The 19770-nt window shown below is 71.1% G+C and carries 14 protein-coding genes; 6 read left to right on the top strand and 8 right to left on the bottom strand.

Going from position 1 to position 19770, the window contains the following annotated elements; all coding sequences use genetic code 11:
* Window positions 1–125: 125 nt before the first annotated feature.
* The 4 genes from ABZT74_RS05035 (at window position 126) to ABZT74_RS05020 (ending at window position 5877) form a co-directional block, all read left to right on the top strand.
* Window positions 126–788 carry a response regulator transcription factor gene (locus tag ABZT74_RS05035; protein ID WP_019073943.1) on the top strand — a complete coding sequence of 221 codons (663 nt, stop codon included), beginning with the start codon at window positions 126–128 and terminating at the stop codon, window positions 786–788.
* 155 nt (window positions 789–943) lie between these two features.
* A complete protein-coding gene (locus tag ABZT74_RS05030; protein ID WP_355874731.1) occupies window positions 944–2242 on the top strand; it encodes a ribonuclease D in 1299 nt (432 codons plus the stop codon).
* Between the two features lie 276 nt (window positions 2243–2518).
* The gene (locus ABZT74_RS05025; RefSeq protein ID WP_355874734.1) at window positions 2519–3745 is read left to right on the top strand and encodes an acetyl-CoA C-acyltransferase; all 1227 of its coding nucleotides are present in this window, start codon (window positions 2519–2521) and stop codon (window positions 3743–3745) included.
* On the top strand, window positions 3742–5877 hold the full coding sequence (locus ABZT74_RS05020) for a 3-hydroxyacyl-CoA dehydrogenase NAD-binding domain-containing protein (protein ID WP_355874737.1): 2136 nt from the start codon (window positions 3742–3744) through the stop codon (window positions 5875–5877). Before ABZT74_RS05025 ends, ABZT74_RS05020 begins: the two co-directional genes overlap by 4 nt.
* Before the next feature lie 115 nt (window positions 5878–5992).
* On the opposite strand, the gene ABZT74_RS05015 is transcribed toward ABZT74_RS05020, so the two are convergent.
* From ABZT74_RS05015 to ABZT74_RS04990, 6 genes are all read right to left on the bottom strand, one after another.
* Window positions 5993–7009, bottom strand: coding sequence for a hypothetical protein (locus ABZT74_RS05015; protein ID WP_355874740.1), 1017 nt, complete (start codon window positions 7007–7009; stop codon window positions 5993–5995).
* A 52-nt stretch (window positions 7010–7061) separates the two neighbouring features.
* On the bottom strand, window positions 7062–8120 hold the full coding sequence (locus ABZT74_RS05010; RefSeq protein ID WP_356433426.1) for an NlpC/P60 family protein: 1059 nt from the start codon (window positions 8118–8120) through the stop codon (window positions 7062–7064).
* Between the two features lie 35 nt (window positions 8121–8155).
* The gene (locus ABZT74_RS05005) at window positions 8156–8638 is read right to left on the bottom strand and encodes a poly-gamma-glutamate biosynthesis protein PgsC/CapC (RefSeq protein WP_355874745.1); all 483 of its coding nucleotides are present in this window, start codon (window positions 8636–8638) and stop codon (window positions 8156–8158) included.
* On the bottom strand, window positions 8635–10470 hold the full coding sequence (gene pgsB / locus ABZT74_RS05000; protein ID WP_356433425.1) for a poly-gamma-glutamate synthase PgsB: 1836 nt from the start codon (window positions 10468–10470) through the stop codon (window positions 8635–8637). Before pgsB ends, ABZT74_RS05005 begins: the two co-directional genes overlap by 4 nt.
* Before the next feature lie 6 nt (window positions 10471–10476).
* Window positions 10477–12738 (bottom strand): cache and HAMP domain-containing protein, encoded by a 2262-nt coding sequence (locus ABZT74_RS04995; RefSeq protein WP_356165043.1) that lies wholly within the window; start codon window positions 12736–12738, stop codon window positions 10477–10479.
* A gap of 424 nt (window positions 12739–13162) precedes the next feature.
* Window positions 13163–14389, bottom strand: a complete 1227-nt coding sequence (locus tag ABZT74_RS04990) for a CapA family protein (RefSeq protein WP_356433424.1) — start codon at window positions 14387–14389, stop codon at window positions 13163–13165.
* A gap of 104 nt (window positions 14390–14493) precedes the next feature.
* On the opposite strand from ABZT74_RS04990, the gene ABZT74_RS04985 reads away from it, so the two are divergent.
* Both ABZT74_RS04985 and ABZT74_RS04980 read left to right on the top strand, forming a co-directional pair.
* Window positions 14494–15387 (top strand): hypothetical protein, encoded by an 894-nt coding sequence (locus ABZT74_RS04985; RefSeq protein WP_356433423.1) that lies wholly within the window; start codon window positions 14494–14496, stop codon window positions 15385–15387.
* A 4-nt stretch (window positions 15388–15391) separates the two neighbouring features.
* Entirely contained in the window at window positions 15392–15766 is a 375-nt protein-coding gene (locus tag ABZT74_RS04980) for an NTP pyrophosphohydrolase (protein WP_356433422.1), read from the top strand.
* 222 nt (window positions 15767–15988) lie between these two features.
* Here the strand turns inward: ABZT74_RS04980 and ABZT74_RS04975 are convergent, their stop codons facing one another.
* Both ABZT74_RS04975 and dxs read right to left on the bottom strand, forming a co-directional pair.
* Entirely contained in the window at window positions 15989–17512 is a 1524-nt protein-coding gene (locus tag ABZT74_RS04975) for an amino acid permease (RefSeq protein ID WP_356165033.1), read from the bottom strand.
* A 148-nt stretch (window positions 17513–17660) separates the two neighbouring features.
* The gene (dxs, locus tag ABZT74_RS04970; protein ID WP_355874763.1) at window positions 17661–19592 is read right to left on the bottom strand and encodes a 1-deoxy-D-xylulose-5-phosphate synthase; all 1932 of its coding nucleotides are present in this window, start codon (window positions 19590–19592) and stop codon (window positions 17661–17663) included.
* Between the last annotated feature and the right edge of the window lie 178 nt (window positions 19593–19770).

The raw sequence follows: 19770 nt of genomic DNA, 5'->3' as shown, positions 1-19770 counted from the left end.
CACATCGTGATCATTCTCTAAAGGTCCACGGGTTTGATGCCGAAGACGTCTGTGACCTTGAAAGCACGGTTCGTCCTGGCTCGCCCCCCAGAGCCGGTCCCCGTCCCCGCACCCCAGGAGGCCTGGTGTCCGTTCTCCTCGAGCAGCCCGCAAGCCTGGTCGCCTACCGCCCGAACAAGCCGACCGCCATGGTGGTCGTGGCCGACCCCCGGGTCCGCTCCACCGTCACCCGCCATCTGTGGGCGCTCGGAGTGCGCGACGTCATCGAGGCGTCGTCCGTCGCGGAGGCACGTCCCCGCATCGGCAACCCGCGCGACATCTGCGTCGCCGATGTCCACCTGCCGGATGGTTCCGGCCTCACCCTTCTGTCCGAAACCCGAGCCGCGGGCTGGCCCAACGGCCTCGCCCTCTCCGCCGCCGACGACATCGGTGCCGTACGCAACGCCCTCGCGGGCGGCGTCAAGGGCTACGTCGTCACCGGCACCCGTACGAACGTCGGGCTCCCCACCCGGCCCGGCGCCGCGCCCATCGGCTCGGCCGCCGCCCGTATGCACCGCCGCCCCCCGGGTGCCCCGAGCCACCCGGGCGGCTACCGCGAACTGTCCGGCCGAGAGGTCGAGGTCCTGCGCCTGGTCGCGGAGGGCCAGTCGAACAAGGCCATCGGCGTCTCCATGGGTCTGTCCGCACTGACCGTCAAGAGCCACCTCGCCCGTATCGCCCGCAAGCTCGGCACGGGTGACCGCGCCGGGATGGTCGCGGTCGCGCTGCGGACCGGCATCATCCACTGACCCCTCCCCGCACCGCTCCCCACTCCCCCACCCGGCCTCCTCACCCCGTGCGTGAACCGGATCTTTCACCGAGCTGACTGGTTTACGACCCTCAGACGCCCGTCGACGGAACGTTCCGTCGACGGGCGTTGTCCATACACGGATACCCTTGACAGGTGACCGACGCCCAAGAGACCGCAGCAGACAGCTCACTGCGAACCACCGGAGGCGGCCCTCCGGACGACGTCGAATCGGCGCCGATCCCCTTGCTCGAGCCCCGCGAGGGCATTCCCCCCGTGATCGCCGACGACGCCGCCCTCGCCGAAGTGATCGCAGCCTTCGCCGCGGGCACCGGCCCGGTGGCCGTCGACGCCGAACGCGCGTCCGGGTACCGATACGGCCAGCGCGCCTATCTCGTGCAGCTGCGCCGCGAGGGCGCGGGCAGCGCGCTGATCGACCCCGTCGCCTGTCCCGACCTGTCGGGTCTCGGCGAGGCGATCGCCGACGCCGAGTGGGTGCTGCACGCCGCCACCCAGGACCTGCCCTGTCTCCGCGAGATAGGCATGATCCCCACCAGCCTCTTCGACACCGAGCTGGCCGGCCGCCTGGCCGGGTTCCCCCGTGTGGGCCTGGGCGCCATGGTCGAGAGCGTCCTCGGCTTCGTCCTGGAGAAGGGGCACTCCGCCGTCGACTGGTCCACCCGCCCGCTGCCCGAGCCCTGGCTGCGCTACGCCGCGCTCGACGTGGAGCTCCTCGTCGACCTGCGCGACGCGCTGGAGAAGGAGCTCGACCGGCAGGGCAAGCTGGACTGGGCCCGCCAGGAGTTCGACGCCATCGCCGCCGCCGAGCCCGCCCCGCCCCGCAAGGACCCCTGGCGCCGCACCTCGGGGATGCACAAGGTCCGCCGCCGCCGGCAGATGGCCGTCGTGCGGGAGCTGTGGGAGACCCGGGACCGGGTGGCGCAGCGCCGGGACATCTCGCCGGGCAAGGTGCTCGGGGACGCCGCCATCGTCGAGGCCGCGCTGGGTCTGCCGGCCAACGTGCACGCCCTGGCCGCGCTGAACGGCTTCGGACACCGCATGGGACGGCGCCAGCTGGACCAGTGGCAAGCCGCCGTCGACCACGCCAGGGAGCTGCCGGACGCCGAGCTGCCGCAGCCCGGGCAGCCGGTGACCGGTCCGCCGCCGCCGCGCGCGTGGGCCGACAAGGACCCGGCCGCCGCCGCCCGGCTCTCCGCCGCGCGGACCGCCGTGTCGGCGCTGGCCGAGCAGCTGAACATGCCGCAGGAGAACCTGATCACCCCGGACACCGTGCGCCGCGTGTGCTGGGAGCCGCCCGCGACCCCGGACGCCGAATCCGTGGGCGCGGCCCTCGCCGGGTACGGGGCGCGGCGCTGGCAGGTCGAGCTGGTCACGCCCGTCCTGGTGACCGCGCTGTCCCTGAAGGGGGTCCAGGACCCCCTGGACACCCCCTGAAGGGGCGCGCGGCGACGCCTGTGACGGCCGGGACCGCGCCGGACGGGCTCCGGAGGCCGGTCCGGAGCGTCGAGATCACGCCAAGATCCGCGGGCCGGGCCGGGGTGCCCGCGGATCCGACCGGAGATCCCTTCGTGCGCCTTACGGATGTGACCTTCGCCGCTCCCGGCCGCGGGACTGGGCACGATGGTTACTCGTAAGTAGCATGGGTGCTGAGCGCGCGCTCAGGCGTGTGCCCGCGCAGCAGTGCCATCCCGCATCTGGAGGAGAGCCATCGTGCCTCGTACCGTCAGGGACGTCGTCTTCGTCGACGGCGTCCGCACCCCGTTCGGCAAGGCGGGCCCGAAGGGCATCTACCACGAGACCCGCGCCGACGACCTCGTCGTGAAGGCCATCCGGGAGCTGCTGCGCCGCAACCCCGGGCTCGACCCCCAGAAGATCGACGAGGTCGCCATCGCCGCGACCACGCAGATCGGTGACCAGGGTCTGACCCTGGGGCGCACGGCGGGCATCCTCGCCGGACTGCCCCAGTCGGTCCCCGGCTACTCCATCGACCGCATGTGCGCGGGCGCGCTGACCGCCGTCACCGCCACCGCGGGCTCCATCGCCTTCGGCGCGTACGACGCCGTCATCGCCGGCGGTGTCGAGCACATGGGCCGTCACCCCATGGGCGAGGGCGTGGACCCGAACCCGCGGTTCGTCAGCGAGAAGCTGGTCGACGAGTCCGCCCTGTTCATGGGCATGACCGCCGAGAACCTGCACGACCGCTACCCCTCGATCACCAAGCGGCGCGCCGACGAGTACGCCGTGCGCTCGCAGGAGAAGGCCGCCAAGGCGTACGCCAACGGCAAGATCCAGCAGGACCTGGTGCCGGTGTCGGTGCGCAACACCAACGCGGAGGTCGGTGAGACGGGCTGGGGCCTGGTCACCGCCGACGAGCCGATGCGCCCGGGCACCACGCTGGAGAACCTCTCCGGTCTGAAGACCCCGTTCCGCGTGCACGGCCGGGTCACCGCGGGCAACGCGGCCGGTCTGAACGACGGAGCCACCGCCTCGATCATCGCCTCCGAGGACTTCGCCCGCGAGCACGACCTCCCCGTGCGGATGCGCCTCGTCTCGTACGCCTTCGCGGGCGTCGAGCCGGAGGTCATGGGTTACGGCCCGATCCCGGCCACCGAGAAGGCCCTCGCCAAGGCCGGTCTGTCGATCGAGGACATCAACCTCTTCGAGATCAACGAGGCCTTCGCCGTCCAGGTGCTCGCGTTCCTGGAGCACTACGGCATCGCCGACGACGACACGCGCGTCAACCAGTACGGCGGCGCCATCGCCTACGGCCACCCGCTCGCCTCCTCCGGCGTCCGTCTGATGACGCAGCTGGCCCGCCAGTTCGAGGAGCAGCCGGAGGTCCGCTACGGCCTCACGACCATGTGCGTCGGCTTCGGCATGGGCGCCACGGTCATCTGGGAGAACCCGCACCACAAGGACGCCGGAGGCGACAAGTGAGCACCACCGAACTCCTCAAGGGCGCGGCCGAGCTGTTCCCCGACGAGGTCGTGACGTCCGCGCACGTACGCCACCTCGACCTGCCGTTCGGTGCCGGGCGCTTCGCGCTCATCACCCTCGACAACGGCTTCGACCACACCAAGCCGACCACCTTCGGCCCGGCGTCGCTGGCGAACCTCGACGCCGCCGTCGACCAGGTCGAGAAGGAGGCCGCGGCCGGCGAGATCGTCGGTGTCGGCGTCACCGGCAAGCCGTTCATCTTCGCGGTCGGCGCCGACCTCAAGGGTGTCGAGCTGCTCAAGCGGCACGAGGACGCGCTCGCCATCGGCAAGGGCGGCCACGAGGTCTTCAAGCGTCTGTCGGGCCTCGCGGTCCCGACCTTCGCCTACTACAACGGCGCGGCGATGGGCGGTGGCGTCGAGGTCGGCCTGCACTGCACCTACCGGACCGTCTCCGCGGCCCTGCCGGCGTTCTCGCTGCCCGAGGTCTTCCTCGGTCTCGTTCCCGGCTGGGGCGGCTGCGCGATCCTGCCGAACCTGATCGGCGCCGACAAGGCCGTCTCGGTGATCATCGAGAACTCGCTCAACCAGAACAAGCAGCTCAAGGGCGGCCAGGTCTACGACCTCGGCATCGCCGACGCGCTGTTCGAGGGCGCGGACTTCCTGGAGCAGTCGCTGCTGTGGACGGCCGCCGTCCTCAAGGGCGACATCGCCATCGAGCGCCCGGCGATCGACCGCGGTGAGGCCTGGGACCAGGCCGTCGCGCGCGGCCGGTCCATCGCCGACAGCAAGGTGCACGGGGCCGCTCCGGCCGCCTACCGCGCGCTCGACATCATCGCCGCGGCCAAGGACGGGGACCTGCAGAAGGGCTTCGACGCCGAGGACACCGCGCTCGCCGACCTGATCATGGGCGGCGAACTGCGTGCGGGCATCTACGCCTTCAACCTGGTCCAGAAGCGCGGCAAGCGCCCGGCGGGCGCGCCGGACAAGTCCCTGGCCCGCCCGGTCACCAAGGTGGGCGTCGTGGGCGCGGGCCTGATGGCCAGCCAGCTCGCCCTCCTCTTCCTCCGCCGCCTGGAGGTCCCGGTCGTCCTCACGGACATCGACCAGGAGCGCGTCGACAAGGGTGTGGGCTACGTCCACGCCGAGATCGACAAGCTGCTGCTCAAGGGCCGCGTCAACCAGGACAAGGCCAACCGCCTGAAGGCCCTGGTCTCCGGTGTGCTCGACAAGGCCGAGGGCTTCTCCGACGCGGACTTCATCATCGAGGCCGTGTTCGAGGAGATCGGCGTCAAGCAGCAGGTGTTCGCGGAGGTCGAGGCGGTCGCCCCGGCGCACGCGATCCTCGCCACCAACACCTCCTCGCTGTCGGTCAGCGAGATGGCGTCGAAGCTGAAGAACCCCGAGCGGGTCGTCGGCTTCCACTTCTTCAACCCGGTCGCGATCCTCCCGCTCCTGGAGATCGTGCGCGGCGAGCAGACGGACGACGCCTCGCTCGCCACGGCGTTCGCCGTGGCCAAGAAGCTGAAGAAGACCGCGGTCCTGGTGAAGGACGCCCCGGCGTTCGTCGTGAACCGCATCCTGACCCGCTTCATGGGCGAGATCCAGAACGTCATCGACGAGGGCACGCCGGTCGAGGTCGCGGAGAAGGCGGTGGAGCCCCTGGGCCTGCCGATGTCTCCTCTCGTCCTCCTCGAACTGGTCGGTCCCGCGATCGGTCTGCACGTCTCGGAGACCCTCAACCGGGCCTTCCCGGACCGCTTCACGGTCTCCCCGAACCTCGCGGCGGTCGTCAAGGCCGGCAAGCGCGGCTTCTACGTCTACTCCGCCGAGAACGGCTTCAAGCCGGAGCTGGACCCCGAGGTCGCCGCGCTCCTCCAGCAGGGCGATGTCGTCCTGACCGAGGAGCAGGTCCGTGACCGCGTCCTGGACGCCGTCGCCCAGGAGATCGGGCTCATGCTCGACGAGGGTGTCGTCGCCGAGGCGCAGGACATCGACCTCTGCCTGATCACCGGTGCCGGCTGGCCGTTCCACCTCGGTGGGATCACGCCGTACCTGGACCGCGAGGGTGTCTCCGAGCGGGCCACCGGCAAGCGTTTCCTGGCCCAGGGCCTCGCCTCGGTCCCCGCGTAGCACTCCGCTGAACGACCTGGTGCCCCGCACGCCGATCGGCGTGCGGGGCACCGTCGTACCCGGAGGGGCTTCTTCTCGGCGGATAGCGGCTGAGGGGGCTGAAGGGGCCTCCGGGTCACACCTGTTGCCAGGGCTCCAGGGCGAGGCCCGGTTCGGGCTTGCGGCGGGTGAGGAGGAGTTCCCCGGTCCCCGGGGAGAGGCTCGCCGCGACGACGCGCCCGTGCTCGTCCTCCGTCAGCGACACCAGGGCGTCGGCGGGGAGTTCGGGACCCGACTCCGTCCACCACGCCCCCGCCGCCTCGTCCTCGGTGGGATACGCGGCGAACGCCACCCGCCCGCTCGCGGACCGCTGCGCGAGCAACGTGCAGTCGTGCCCGTCGAGTTCACAGCGGATGGCGCAGACGGGCCCCGGCCCGGCGGAGGCGAGGACGGGCGCGGGCTTGGTGCCGGGACGCCACGCGCACACGTCGCCCGACTCGTCGGTGAAGAAGAGCGTGGTGGAGTCGAAGGAGGTCGCGAGCGCGCGCAGGGTGTCCGCGCGGACCGGTGCCTCCAGCGCCTCCTCCAGGGCCGGCTCGGCACCCGCCTCCTGCTGCCGCCAGTGCAGGACACCGCCCGGGACGGCCGCGTACAGCTCGACCAGGCCCGACGTCCCCGTGACAGCCGCCAAGTCCCCTTGGACGTCGCTCCCCTTGAGGTCGCGCCAGGGCCCCCAGCCGCCCTTGAGTTTCTGGGCGATCATGCTCACCCCGCCGCCCTTGTTGCGGACGAAGACGTGGGCACGCCCCTCCGCGTCGACGGCGACGGCCGGGGTGCCCGTCCGGCCCCCGGTCCGGTTGGGATGCCCGATCGGGTGCCAGTCGAGCGCGGCGAGGTCCGGCCGGTAGTGGGTCGAGTGGACGAGACCCGACTCGTCACGGACCGTCGGGCGCCAGGAGACGAGGTGGGCGTAGCGGTCGGGGCCCTGGCCCAGGGCCAGTACGGGGTGCAGGCGTTGCCCGCCGCCCACGGTGCGCGGCGGGTCCCAGGGGCCACCGGGTCCGCGCTCCGCCCGGCAGCGGACGGCGGCCTCCGACAGCAGGTACACACTGAGCCTGCCGTCGCGGCCGCGTATGAGCCAGTCGACGTTCACCGCTTCACCTTAATCGGGGCCGCGCCGCACACCGAGGCCCGCCCCCGCCCGCTCACAACCGCTTGGCGCTGCGCAGGAGACCGGCGTAGAAGCCGTTGCCGTCGATCCGGGACGCGCCGCCCTTGTCGCCCATGGTCGGCCCGTTGACCTCCTTGCGACTGGAGATGAAGACGCGGTGACCGTCCGTGTCGACGCCCAGGTACAGGGCCACGTGGTCGAGGTGGTTGCCGGTGCGGTGGTCCATCTTGAAGAAGAGGAGGTCACCGGGCTGGACGACGTCGATGTTCTTGGGGCGGGTGTACCAGGGGGCGGGACCGGACAGCTTCAGGATGTCGACGCCGACCTTGGAGCGGGCCATGCCGTCGGCGCTGCGCGCCAGTCCGTCGCCCGACGTGTTCGTGGCCATCAGGGGGTAGCGGGCCCGGTAGCCCCAGATCATGCGCATGAAGCCGGAACAGTCCAGGGCCCGGTAACGCTCCTTGCGGGCCTGCATGGTGGAGCCGTCGCGGAACGAGTAGTTGATGCCGAGGTAGTCGTAGAAGTCGTTCTGTTCGAGGCGGTCGACGCCGTCGTCCTTGAACGGGCCGAAGACCGCGTCACCCGCGTACGGAACGCCCTCGTCGTCCTTCTTCACCGGCGCGCCGTCGACGTACTGGAAGGCGATCGCGAAGATGTCGTCGGCCTCGCTGCCGTAGAACTCCTTGAACCAGTCCTTGAACCACTTCTCCTTCTCGGCGCCCTTGCGCCAGGCCTCCGGCATCAGGCGCACCCAGTCCTGGGTGACCACGCGGGACTGGGTGTTGGCCGGCTCGGTGAAGGTGCGGGAGGGGCCGCGCAGGGTCGCGGTGCGGGCTCCGTCCGTGAAGGTGGCGAGGATGTCGCCGTTCTCCCCGCGCAGGACGGACCGCGTGGGGTTGTTCAGGCGCTCCCAGGTCTGCTTGCCGGTGGCCTTGCCCGAGTTCTCCAGGTCGGGCCGGTCCGTGACGGCCTGCACGGCCGGGACCTTCGCCTCCTCGTCCTTGCGGAGTTCGAAGGTGAGGAAGGCGCTGCCGGTGAGCAGCACGAGGACGGTGGCCGCGTGAAGAACGGGACGGCCTTTGCGCTTCGGCATGGTGACGGCTCCAGAGGTTCCGAAGAGAAGGCGGGTCAGGCGGTCGGCATGGCGCCGAGGAGGATCCCGGCGGTCAGCACGACGTAGGTGGCGAGCGTGACCGTGCCGGTCGACAGCAGCGTGGCCCCCTTGGGCTGGCGCACCAGCTGGTAGCCGACGAGACCGGGGACGATGAAGCCCAGCGTCTGGTTGGCGTAGAGCAGCGGGAACTCCATCTGGAGCACGATGATCACGGTCGCCTGGATCAGCACGCCGGACAGCACGACGGCCGCGAACAGACGCTTGCCGTAGAGGATCACGAAGCGCTGGAGGAGCAGCGTGGTGACGTACGTCAGGACGGTGACGCCCACCACGAGTGCGGCGCGCTGGAGGTCCTCGATGAGGGTGAGCGCCAGCCAGCCCGGTGTGATCATGCCGCCGGGCGAGAGGTTGGTCGTGAGGTAGCAGATCAGCGAGAACATCAGGCCCAGGCCGATGCCGATCGCGGCGATCTCGGGGGTGAGGACGGAGGGGATCAACGGGGCTCTCCTGGGCTGTGCCACTGCTGGTCGTCGGTGGGGTGGGTGGGAGGTACGCGGGGTTCGAACAGGCCACGGGACGGGGGCTGTTCACCGTGCTCGGGCGGCTGGGGCCGCGCGGCGCCGGGTCCCTGCGACACGTCCGGCCAGGCGGCGGGCGCCTGCTCGGGCCGACGGCTCTCGTGGGCCGTCCCCCCGGTCCGGTGCGGATACTGCGGCTGGTGCGGGTGGTGCGACTCCTGCGCCTGCTGCGGGAAGTCCGGAAGCGTCGGCCGGCGGCGGGTCTGCCGGTGGCCCTCCGGCGAGAGCGCCGCCCGGGGCTGTGCCGACTGCGGGTGGCTCCGCTGCGGGTGCCCGGCCTGCGGACGGGCGTCCTGGCGGTGGCCCTGCTGCGGCTGCTCCTGCTGCTGATACGGGTTGTCCGCGGAGCGCTGCACGGGGACCTGGGGCGGGTTGGTCTGCGGTGTGTACCGCGTCTCGTACGCCTCCGAGTACCCCTGGTACGGGTCGATCCTCGGCGCGTAGAGCTGCACGGTCTCGACGTGCTCGCGTACCGCCACCGTGGTGCGCGGCGCGGCGGAGACCGCGGGGCCCTTCCCCCTTCCGTCGGCACGGCCGTCGGCGACACTCTCGGCGCTGTCGTCCGCGCTCTCGTGGGCGGGGAGTTCGGCGAGGTGCTCCAGCAGGTGCTCGCCCTGGCCGTGGATGTTGCCGATGGCCACCAGCGAGCTGTCCGGCCCGAGTTCGGCGAGGAGGCGTCGCATGAACTCCTCCGGGTCCCGGCGGTCGCCGCCGAGGTCGACCGCGCGGGAGCGGTACTCGGCGGGCATGGCGTCGATGGCGCTCTTCGCCGGGTGACCGATGACGAAGACCTTGTCGGGGTCCAGCTCCGGAATGATCTCGCCCATCTGCCCGTTCCGCTCGACGCGGTCGGGGCGGCAGTTGATGACCACGTTGAGCGGACGGTGGATGGCTCCGAGGTCGAGCAGCTGGTTGATGTTCATCAGCGTCGACTCGGGGTCGTTGGCGGCGAAGACGTTGGCGAAGCGGACCTTCTTGCCGTCCTCGGTGACATACCGCTCGACCGAGAGGACACCGGGGTCCGGCGGCGCGTCGTACATGCCCTGGAGGGCCGTCTCCCGCTCCACGCCGAGCAGTTCGGCGACGGTGAGCGCGATCGCCACGTTCTCCTTGAAGGTGAACCAGCTGAAGCCGCGCAGTTCCTCGTCCGAGACCGTCTCCGGGTCGGCGTAGATCAGCTTGCAGTCGCGGGAGTCGGCCTCCTCCTGGAGGATCGCGAAGCGCTCCTGTTCGGCGGTGACACAGATGCCGCCCTCCGGCATGGACCGGGAGAGCGAGCGGGCCACGTCGTCGAGGGTGGGGCCCATCTCCGCGAGGTGGTCCTCACGGACGTTGCACAGCACGCCGATCGTGGAGCGGATCAGCTTGGACTGGTTGATCTCCTGGAGCGCCGGCATCACCGCCATGCACTCGATGACGAGCGCGTCCGGGTTGTACGCGGCGGCGCGCCGGACGATGCCGATCTGCTCGACCACGTTGGCGATGCCGAACTTGCGGTAGACCGGCTCCTCGGTGGCGTCGGGGTGGATGAAGCGGGCGGCCGTGCCGGTGGTCTTGGCGACGGTGGCGAGGCCTCCGCCGCGCAGCGCGCCCGCGCAGAGCCGGGTGATGGACGACTTCCCGCGGATGCCGTTGACCAGCACCCGGGTGGGGATGTTGTCCAGGTTGGTGAAGTGGCGCCGCTGTTCGACGATGCCCGCCACGAGCAGGATCGCGCAGCACACCATCAGGACGGTGTAGAGGAAGAGCACGGCCGATCAGTTCCTAACCTGCTGCTGCTGGGCCGTGCCGGGTGCGCTCCGGCGTGGCGTTGGCTGCTGTCTGCGCTGTTCCTGGAGCTGCTGGCGGACGAGTTCGAGGGAGCGGGTGACCGCGCCGACCTCGTCGTGGTTGCGCGGGAACAGGACGGTCTTGCGGTCGCCGTCGGCCAGCGCCTCGGCCTGTCCGGCCAGGGCACGCAGCGGGCGGGCGACCACGATGTGCATCCACCCGAGGCAGGCGGCGGCCGCCGCGGCGCCGAGCAGTCCGGCGAGCACCGTGCGGTGCTGGACGTCGTACTCGGGGATCGCGAGCCGGTCGGCGGGCTGCCAGCTGACGACGGTCCAGCCGAGCTGCTTGGCCGCGCCGCCGCCCACGAAGGGGGCCGCCGCCGCGATCTGTACGCCGTTCTCGCGGTAGAGGACACCGGCGGCGTGCGCGGACTTGCCGACCCGCTGGCCGGATGCGGAGACCAGGTCCTTGAGGCGATCGTCGGGCAGCGACTGGAAGGCGAGGTAGCCGGTGTTGCCGGCGATGACCTCTCCCTTGTCGTCGACGAGGCGGACGACACCGAGGCCGGGCCGCTTGAGCACGGAGTTGAGGAAGTCGATACGGAACTCGCCGACGAGTGCCGAGCCGTCACGGCCGGGGATCTCCGCGGTGCCGACGACGAGCGGCTTCTTGCCGCCCTGGCCGAGCAGCCGCAGCGGGTCCGCGGTGGCGGGCTTGGGCCGGGCCTCGCGGGGCTCGTCGCCGACCCCGGCGACCACGTCGCCGGAGGCGTCGACGACGTAGAGCGCCTGGTAGCGAAGGTGCTGGTTGAGGGTGCGGTCGAGGACCTTGGTCATGTCCGCGGGGGTGGTGCGGTCGCCGATCAGCGTGGCGACGGACTGGAGGTCGGCCTCGCCCTCGTTGAGCGCGCGGCGCACCCGGTCGGTGAGGGTGTCGGTCCGCTCCCGCTGGTCGTTGACGAGCTGCTGCGGGACGACGACGGTGCCGTCGGCGCGGTTCAGGATGAGCAGCAGCGGGGCGGACCAGGCGAGCAGGAGGACCGCGCAGACGGCGAGGAGGGCGCGGGTGCCGACACGGCGCAGGCCGCGCGGGTGCGGCGCGGAGTCGTCCCCCTCCGCGGGTCCGCCGAGCAGTTGTCCGCGCAGCCTTTCGAGGGCGAGGCCGATCCGGCGGGCCTCGCCGTAGCCCGGGACGCTCACCGGGCGGGCCAGGTCGCCGCGGGTGAGGCGGCGCGACTCCAGGAAGAGCCGGATGAGCGGTCGCTGCACCGTGCCCAGCAGTACGGCCACGGCGATCCCGCCGACGATGAGGAGCGCACCGGCCGCGATCAGCCCGAAGACGGGTGAGGTGGAACGGGTGGGGTCCTCGGCGACCTTCACCATGGCGACCACGGTGAGACCGAGGGCGGTCGCGGTGGTGGTCTCGCCGGGTTCGGGCGAGGAGAGGGCGGCGTAGCCGCCGACGGACCGGTCGCTGAGGAAGCTGCCGCCCAGCAGGCTGCCGCTGACGCCCAGGTAGCCGCCGGAGCCGGGCTCCTTGCTGCTCAGCGGGTGCTGGGCGGCGCGGCCGGCCGCCTTCTTCGCGAAGGCCTTGAGCTGCTTGTTGGAGGCGGCGACCTCCTCGCGCTGGAGGTCGGTGAGGACCTGCTCGGGCTCGGGGATGCCGTCGCTGCTGAGGATCGTGCCGGAGCGGTCCACGACCGCGATGGAACGGAACTGGCCGAGGCTGATGCCGGGGAACTTGAGGCTGTTGGAGGCGACGAGCAGCAGCTGCGGCTTCCCCGGCCAGGAGAGCAGCGCGAACGACAGCAGCCGGACCTCGCCGTTCTCCAGGCGCACCATGCGCGGCGCGAGCCCGCCCTCGTCGCCGAGCGTGGACCGGTCGAGGGAGGTCAGCGGCACGGTCTCGCCGCGGGTCGCGACGAGCTTGCCGGACCGGATCTCGACGACCGCCGTGCCCATCCACTTCTGGTACGTGTTGCCCAGTTTGTCGAGGACGGTGTCCGCGGAGACCGGGGCGCCCGCGCTGAACAGCGCGGCGGAGCGGTCGAGGTCGGTCACCGACTCGTCGATGGAGGCGCGCATGGCGATCGCGCCGTCCTCCGCGAAGTGCTGCTGCGACGTCTGCACGGCCTTGGGCACCGTGGTGTTCCCGGCCGGACCGAGGACGAGTGCGGTGACGGCCGCCAGGGAGAGGAGGAGCGCCGACAGCACCGCAATGGGCGGTCGTATGCCGCCAAGCAGCGACATGTCAGCTCTGCGGCGAGCACGGTGCTGCCGCGCCGGGGGCGATGGCGCCAACGGACGGATCCTCTCAAGCGGTTGTACGGGCGTGCGGGCACGGAGACGGCCCGCGTGCGGGTGCGGGTGCGGGTGTGACACGGGGACACAGCTGGGAAAACTGAGTCTCCGCGCGTGTCAGACCAGCGGAGGTGTCGGAAAGTTGCACGGATTAGAAGTGATCCAGGCAACATCACGTTTTAGTTGGGCATCTTTGGGCAGGACTGATCAATTCCGGTTCAGGTGAAGTTCAGCCGGATGTCGCGTTCTGGACACGTCCGGCCCCTATGACTCGGACCCCTATGACTCGGACCCCGCCCAGAACGGCCCGGTCCGGGACGCGTTTCGCGCCCGGCCCGTCGAGGGGCCGGGCGCGTCCTGACGCCGGGTGTTCTCAGCCGGGCAGTTCCGTGAGGGGCTTCAGACCGTCCTTCGCCGCTCCGCGGTTCAGCATGGTGCCCTCCGTCCGCTCGAAGGCCAGCCGGAGGCGCGAACGTTCCTGGTCGCTGAGGTCGTCCCGCTTGAGCTCGGCCGCCACGTCCACCAGCCGGTAGTTCTCGACCTCGCCCTTGGCGGGCTCGGCCGGGGTGCCGTCCGTGGTGACCTCCGGGTCCGGCGGGATCTCCACGAGGGTCGGCTCGTAGCGGGCCTCGACGTCCCACTTGCCGCCGCGCTGCGTGAAGGTGAACCAGCCGATCACGCCCTCCTCCGTCAGCCCCGTGGGCACGTCGTGACGCGCGACCTGGTTGCCGAGGCCGTACGCGATCCATGTGCCGTCGACCTTCTCCATCGGCTGCACGACGTGCGCGTGGTGGCCGATGACGAGGTCGACGGTGGTCTCGCGCGCGAGCTGCCGGGTGAACTCGAGCTGCGGGGTCGAGGGGTTGGGGTGATGCTCACGGCCCCAGTGGATCGAGAGGATCACGACCTCGGCGCCGGCCGCGCGGGCCTGCTTCTCGGCCTTCTTGATCCGGCTCAGGTCGTTCTGGTTGACCAGCCACGGCTTGTCCTTCGGCAGCTCGTGGGCGTTGAAGCCGAAGGCGAAGGAGATCTGCGCGACCTTCACGCCCTTGACGTCCATGACCAGCGGGGTGAGGGCGTCCTTCTCGGTCCGGAAGGAGCCCGTGTGCTTCAGTCCGGCCGCGTCCAGGGTGTCCAGGGTGCGCTTCACCCCCTCGTACCCGTGGTCGATCGAGTGGTTGGAGGCGGTGGAACAGGTGTCGTAGCCGACGTCCTTGATGGTCCCGGCGATCTGCGGCGGGATGAGGAAGTTGGGGTAGCTCTCGAAGGGGCCCTTCGGCTTGCCGATCACCGGCTCCATGTGGCAGATGCCCAGGTCCGCCTTGCTGATCACGGGCTTGATCCCGGCCATCAGCGGGCCGAAGTCCAGGCCGTTCGTCCCCTTGCCGGTCTTCTTGGCGTCGGCACTGGCCTGGTCGATCAGCTGAGGATGGATCAGGATGTCTCCGGCCGCGGCCACGGTGAAGGACCGGCCGCCCCCCTTCGACGAGGAGTCGGAGTCCTCGCCGCCTCCGACGAGCCCGCACCCCGCCAGTGCGGCGACGAGTGATAGCGGGGTCAGGAGAGCGGGCAGGGTGCGGCGGCTACGACGTCTGGTCACCGAGATATCTTGATACAACCATGAGGGCAAACCGCTCCAGAACGATAACGATCGCAACACTTCTCCTGGTCCTCACCGCTCTGGCCGGTTTGGGGACAGTTGTCGTGCGCGGGAGCCACAGCAAGGGGGAGAACCCCTCGGCCGACCAGCACGGCGACGGCCCTCCGTCCGTCGACCTGGCGCGCTCCGTCGCCGCCTACACCTCCCGGTTCGCGCCGGACGGGGCCTTCCGGCCGCCGTCCCGAACCGAGCGGGAGACCGTCGCGGAAGGTGTCGGCCTTCTCCTCGACGGCCACCGTGAACAGGCCGAACAGCGTCTCGCCGAGGTGGACTTCGCGGTGCGCACCATCGCCGACAGCTCGACCGGCCGACGATTCGCAGAGGTGTACGACCGCGTCGACCAGGGGCCCGCGCCGCGCGGCTGGGGCCGCGTCCTCGTCGACCTGGAGCACCCGGTCCGATGGTCGGTACAGGTGCCCCACCCGGTCGCCGACCAGGATACGGAGCTGCTCGGCGTACGGGTCCTGAGGGGTGCTCCGGGAGGTCTGCTTGTGATTGCTGGCGCACATCGCAAATCCGGAGAGGGGAATGCGTCGGACGTCGCCCACCGGCGGGACACGGTCTTCCACACGATCTGCGCCGAACTCGTCCGCCGGCAGGTGCCGGGCGTCCAGCTGCACGGGTTCGCCGAGAAGTCGGCCCCGCGGTACGACGTCATCGCCTCGACGGGTGCGGGCGAGGACGGTCTCACCGCCGGCCGCCGGCTCACCGACGCGCTGGGCGACCGGGACTTCGCCGTGTGCCGGGCCTGGGCCCGCTCCTGCCCGCTCGCCGGGCGGGACAACGTGCAGGGCCGTGCGGCCGCCGACGCCGGGGTGCCGTTCCTGCATGTGGAGTTCGCCCCCGGACCGCGGACGAACACTCGTCAGGCCGCCCGGGCCGCCGAGGCCCTGTCCGTCGTGACGCGGGGCTGGGCCCGGAGTGCTCTGGCAGGGTGAGGGCATGACGACTCTGCTCATCGTGGACGGCGCCAACGTGGTCGGATCCGTGCCCGACGGATGGTGGCGCGACCGGCGTGGAGCGGCCGGGCGGCTCCGGGACGGGCTGGCCGGCCTCGCGGAGGCGGGGGTGCCCGGTCGTCCCGGTCCGCTGGAGATCGTCCTCGTGGTGGAGGGCGCCGCCCGGGGAGTCGGCTCCGTCCCCGGAGTCCGGGTGGACGAGGCCCCGGGCAGCGGTGACGACCGGATCGTGGAGCTCGTGGCCGGGGCGCCCGACCGTCCCCGCCTGGTCGTCACGGCCGACCGCGAACTGCGGCGACGGGTGACCGAACTGGGCGCCGAGGTCACCGGCCCGCGGACCGTGCGCCCCGGTTCCTGACACCGCCCCTTCGCGCTTCGGAGCCGCAAGCCGCCGCCGCGCTTCCCCTCGCGGCGCGGGCGAGCCCCCGGCCCCGCGCCCGACCACCAGGCCCCCCGGCGTCCCGGCGTCCCCGGCGTGGACACGCCTCCGGCTCCGCACGTCCGCGCCGAGGCGGGGGACGTACGGGGCCGGAGGGCTCTCGGGCGGGAGCGCGGCGTGAGAGGCCGGGCGGCGGGACCGCTAGGCCGCGGGGCCCGTCGGCGGGGTTCCGCCGGTGCTCGGGGCCGGTTCCTGGGGGCCGGCCAGGCGGCTGTGCGAGCGGCCGTACAGGAAGTACACGACGCAGCCGATCACCATCCAGATCGCGAACCGCAGCCAGGTCTCCGCGGGCAGGTTCAGCATCAGCCACAGGGACGCGAGCACGGAAAGGATCGGCACCCACGGAACCAGCGGGGTGCGGAAGGCGCGGTGCAGGTCGGGGCGGGTGCGGCGCAGGATGACGACGCCGATGGCGACCACGACGAAGGCGAAGAGCGTGCCGATGTTGACCAGCTCGGCCAGCTCGCTGAGGCTCGTGAAGCCCGCGAGGATCGCGATGATCACACCGAGCAGGATGGTCGGCCGGTGCGGGGTGCGGAACCGCGGGTGGACGCGGGAGAAGAACCGCGGCAGCAGTCCGTCACGGCTCATCGCGAAGAAGACGCGGGTCTGGCCGAGCAGCAGGATCATGCAGACCGTGGTGAGGCCGACGGCGGCGCCGAAGCTGATGACGCCCGCGTACCAGGGATGTCCGGTGGCCTTGAACGCGTCGGCGAGCGGGGCGTCGACGGACAGCTCGGTGTACTTCTGCATGCCCGTGACCACGATCGACACCAGGACGTAGAGCGCGGTGCAGATGAAGAGCGAGCCGAGGATGCCGCGCGGCATGTCCCGCTGCGGATTCTTCGTCTCCTCGGCGGCCGTCGCGACCACGTCGAAGCCGATGAAGGCGAAGAACACCACGGAGGCGGCGGTGAAGATGCCGAGCACACCGAAGTTGGTGGGGGCCCAGCCGAACATGAGCTGGATGAGCGGGGATTTGATGCCGCTGCCCGCCTCCACGTTCTGCGCCTTGGGAATGAACGGCTTGTAGTTGTCGCCGTTGATGAAGAAGGCGCCCGCGATGATCACGATCATGACGACGGTGACCTTGATGGCCACGACCAGCGTGGTGATCCGGGCGGAGAGCTTCACGCCGATGACGAGGATGGCGGTCAGGACGAGCACCAGGCCCGCGGCGAGGATGTCGAACCCGAACCCGGTGGCACCCTCGCGCCCGCTGAGCGACTCGGGCAGATGCCAGCCCGCGTTGTCCATCAGCGAGCGGACGTAGCCCGACCAGCCGACCGCGACCACCGCCGTACCGAGCGCGAACTCCAGGACCAGGTCCCAGCCGATGATCCAGGCGGGCAGCTCGCCGAGGGAGGCGTAGGAGAAGGTGTACGCGGATCCCGCGACCGGGACCGTGGACGCGAACTCCGCGTAGCAGAGGGCCGCCAGGCCGCAGGCGACGCCCGCGACGACGAAGGCCAGTGAGACCCCGGGACCGGCGTTCTCCTTGGCGACCTTGCCGGTGAGGACGAAGATGCCGGTGCCGATGATGACGCCGACACCGAACACGGTGAGATCCAGAGCGGACAGCGACTTCTTGAGTGCGTGCTCCGGCTCCTCAGTGTCGGCGATCGACTGTTCGATCTTCTTCGTCCTGAAGAGGGTGTTCCTCACGGGCGTACCTCCCACGCTTGTCGTCCTCGACATCATCGAGAGGGCGGGTGACACGTATGCCCCGACGCGGGCCCCGTTAACGCGAACGGCCGGTTTCACCACCCGTCCAGGGTGCTGAAACCGGCCCTTCGGCCCTGCTGCCCGCGCGTCAGTCGCGCGCGGGCTCCGCGACGTCCACGGCCTGCGGGGTGTTCCGCTCGTAGCGCCCGTCGAGCTTGGCGACCAGGCCGGTGACCTGCCGGGCGATGTCCGGCGCGGTCAGCCCGATCTCCGCCATGACCTCGGCGCGCGAGGCGTGGTCGAGGAAGCGCGGCGGGATCCCGAAGTCGCGCAGCGGTACGTCGACGCCCGCGTCGCGCAGCGCCTGGGCGATCGTCGAACCGACGCCACCGACGCGCGAGTTGTCCTCGACGGTGACGACGACACGGTGCTGCTCGGCGAGCGGGGCCATGGCCTCGTCGACCGGCTTGACCCAGCGCGGGTCGACGACGGTGGTGGAGATGCCCTGCTGGTCGAGGAGCGTGGCGATCTCCAGGCACATCGGGGCGAGCGCGCCGATGGAGACCAGGAGCACGTCCGGTACGTCGGTGCCGGGCGCCCGCAGGACGTCCATGCCGCCGATCCGGCCCACGGCGGGGACGGCCGGGCCGACCGCGCCCTTGGAGAAGCGGACCACGGTGGGCGCGTCCGTCACCTCGACGGCCTCGCGCAGCTGGGCGCGGACCTGGTCGGCGTCACGCGGCGCGGCGAGCCTGAGGGTGGGGACGACCTGGAGGATCGACATGTCCCACATGCCGTTGTGCGAGGCGCCGTCGGTGCCGGTGACACCCGCGCGGTCCAGCACGAAGGTGACACCGCACTTGTGCAGGGCCACGTCCATCAGGACCTGGTCGAAGGCCCGGTTGAGGAACGTCGCGTAGACGGCGAAGACCGGGTGGAGCCCGCCGGTGGCGAGGCCCGCCGCGGAGACGGCGCCGTGCTGCTCGGCGATGCCGACGTCGTAGATGCGGTTCGGGAAGGCGTCGGCGAACTTCTTCAGGCCGACGGGCTGGAGCATCGCGGCGGTGATCGCGACGATGTCCTCGCGCTCCTTGCCGAGCGCGACCATCTCGTCGCCGAAGACGGAGGTCCAGTCGGCACCGGAGGCCTTGATGGGCAGGCCGGTGTCGGGGTGGATGGGGCCGATGCCGTGGAAACGGTCCGCCTCGTCCTGGAGGGCGGGCTGGTAGCCGCGGCCCTTCTCGGTGAGGCAGTGCACGATGACCGGGCCGCCGAACCGCTTGGCGCGGGCGAGGGCGGACTCCAGGGCCTCGATGTCGTGGCCGTCGATCGGGCCGACGTACTTCAGGCCGAGGTCCTCGAACATGCCCTGGGGGGCGATGAAGTCCTTCAGACCCTTCTTCGCGCCGTGCAGCGTCTCGTAGAGGGGCTTGCCGACGACCGGAGTACGCCCCAGGAGGTCCTTGCCGCGGGCCAGGAAGCGCTCGTAGCCGTCGGTGGTCCTCAGGGTCGCCAGATGGTTCGCGAGGCCGCCGATGGTCGGTGCGTACGACCGCTCGTTGTCGTTGACGACGATGATCAGCGGGCGGTCCTTGGCGTCGGCGATGTTGTTCAGCGCCTCCCAGGCCATGCCGCCGGTGAGGGCGCCGTCACCGATGACGGCGACCACGTGGTCGTCCCGGCCGAGGACCTCGTTCGCCTTCGCGAGACCGTCGGCCCAGCCGAGGACCGTGGAGGCGTGCGAGTTCTCGATGACGTCGTGCTCGGACTCGGCCTGCGAGGGGTAGCCGGACAGGCCGCCCTTCATCTTCAGCCGGGAGAAGTCCTGGCGGCCCGTGAGCAGCTTGTGCACGTAGGACTGGTGGCCGGTGTCCCAGAGCACCCTGTCCTTGGGCGACTCGAAGACGCGGTGCAGGGCGAGGGTCAGCTCCACGACACCGAGGTTGGGGCCGAGGTGGCCGCCGGTCTTGGAGACCGCGTCCACGAGGAAGGTCCTGATCTCGCCGGCCAGCTGGTCCAGCTGCTCCAGGCTGAGCCGGTCCAGATCGCGCGGTCCCGTGATGCGGGTCAGCAGCGGCACCCGTGCCTCCTTGCAGTAGAGCTGTTGCCGGGCTTTGTCGAGTCTAATGTTCCGCCTTTTCGGGCGCGGGCCGGGCCCGTCGAACTACGTCACACGATCGGCGGTACCGGGCGAGAACGCACGTTCGTGTCCGAACCTGACGGCGTCGGGTCCGGACGTGACTGTGCCCGGCACCGCC

It is taken from the genome of Streptomyces sp. NPDC005302 (assembly GCF_040607345.1).
Lineage (GTDB): Bacteria > Actinomycetota > Actinomycetes > Streptomycetales > Streptomycetaceae > Streptomyces.
This window is presented reverse-complemented; position numbering and strand designations above follow the sequence as displayed.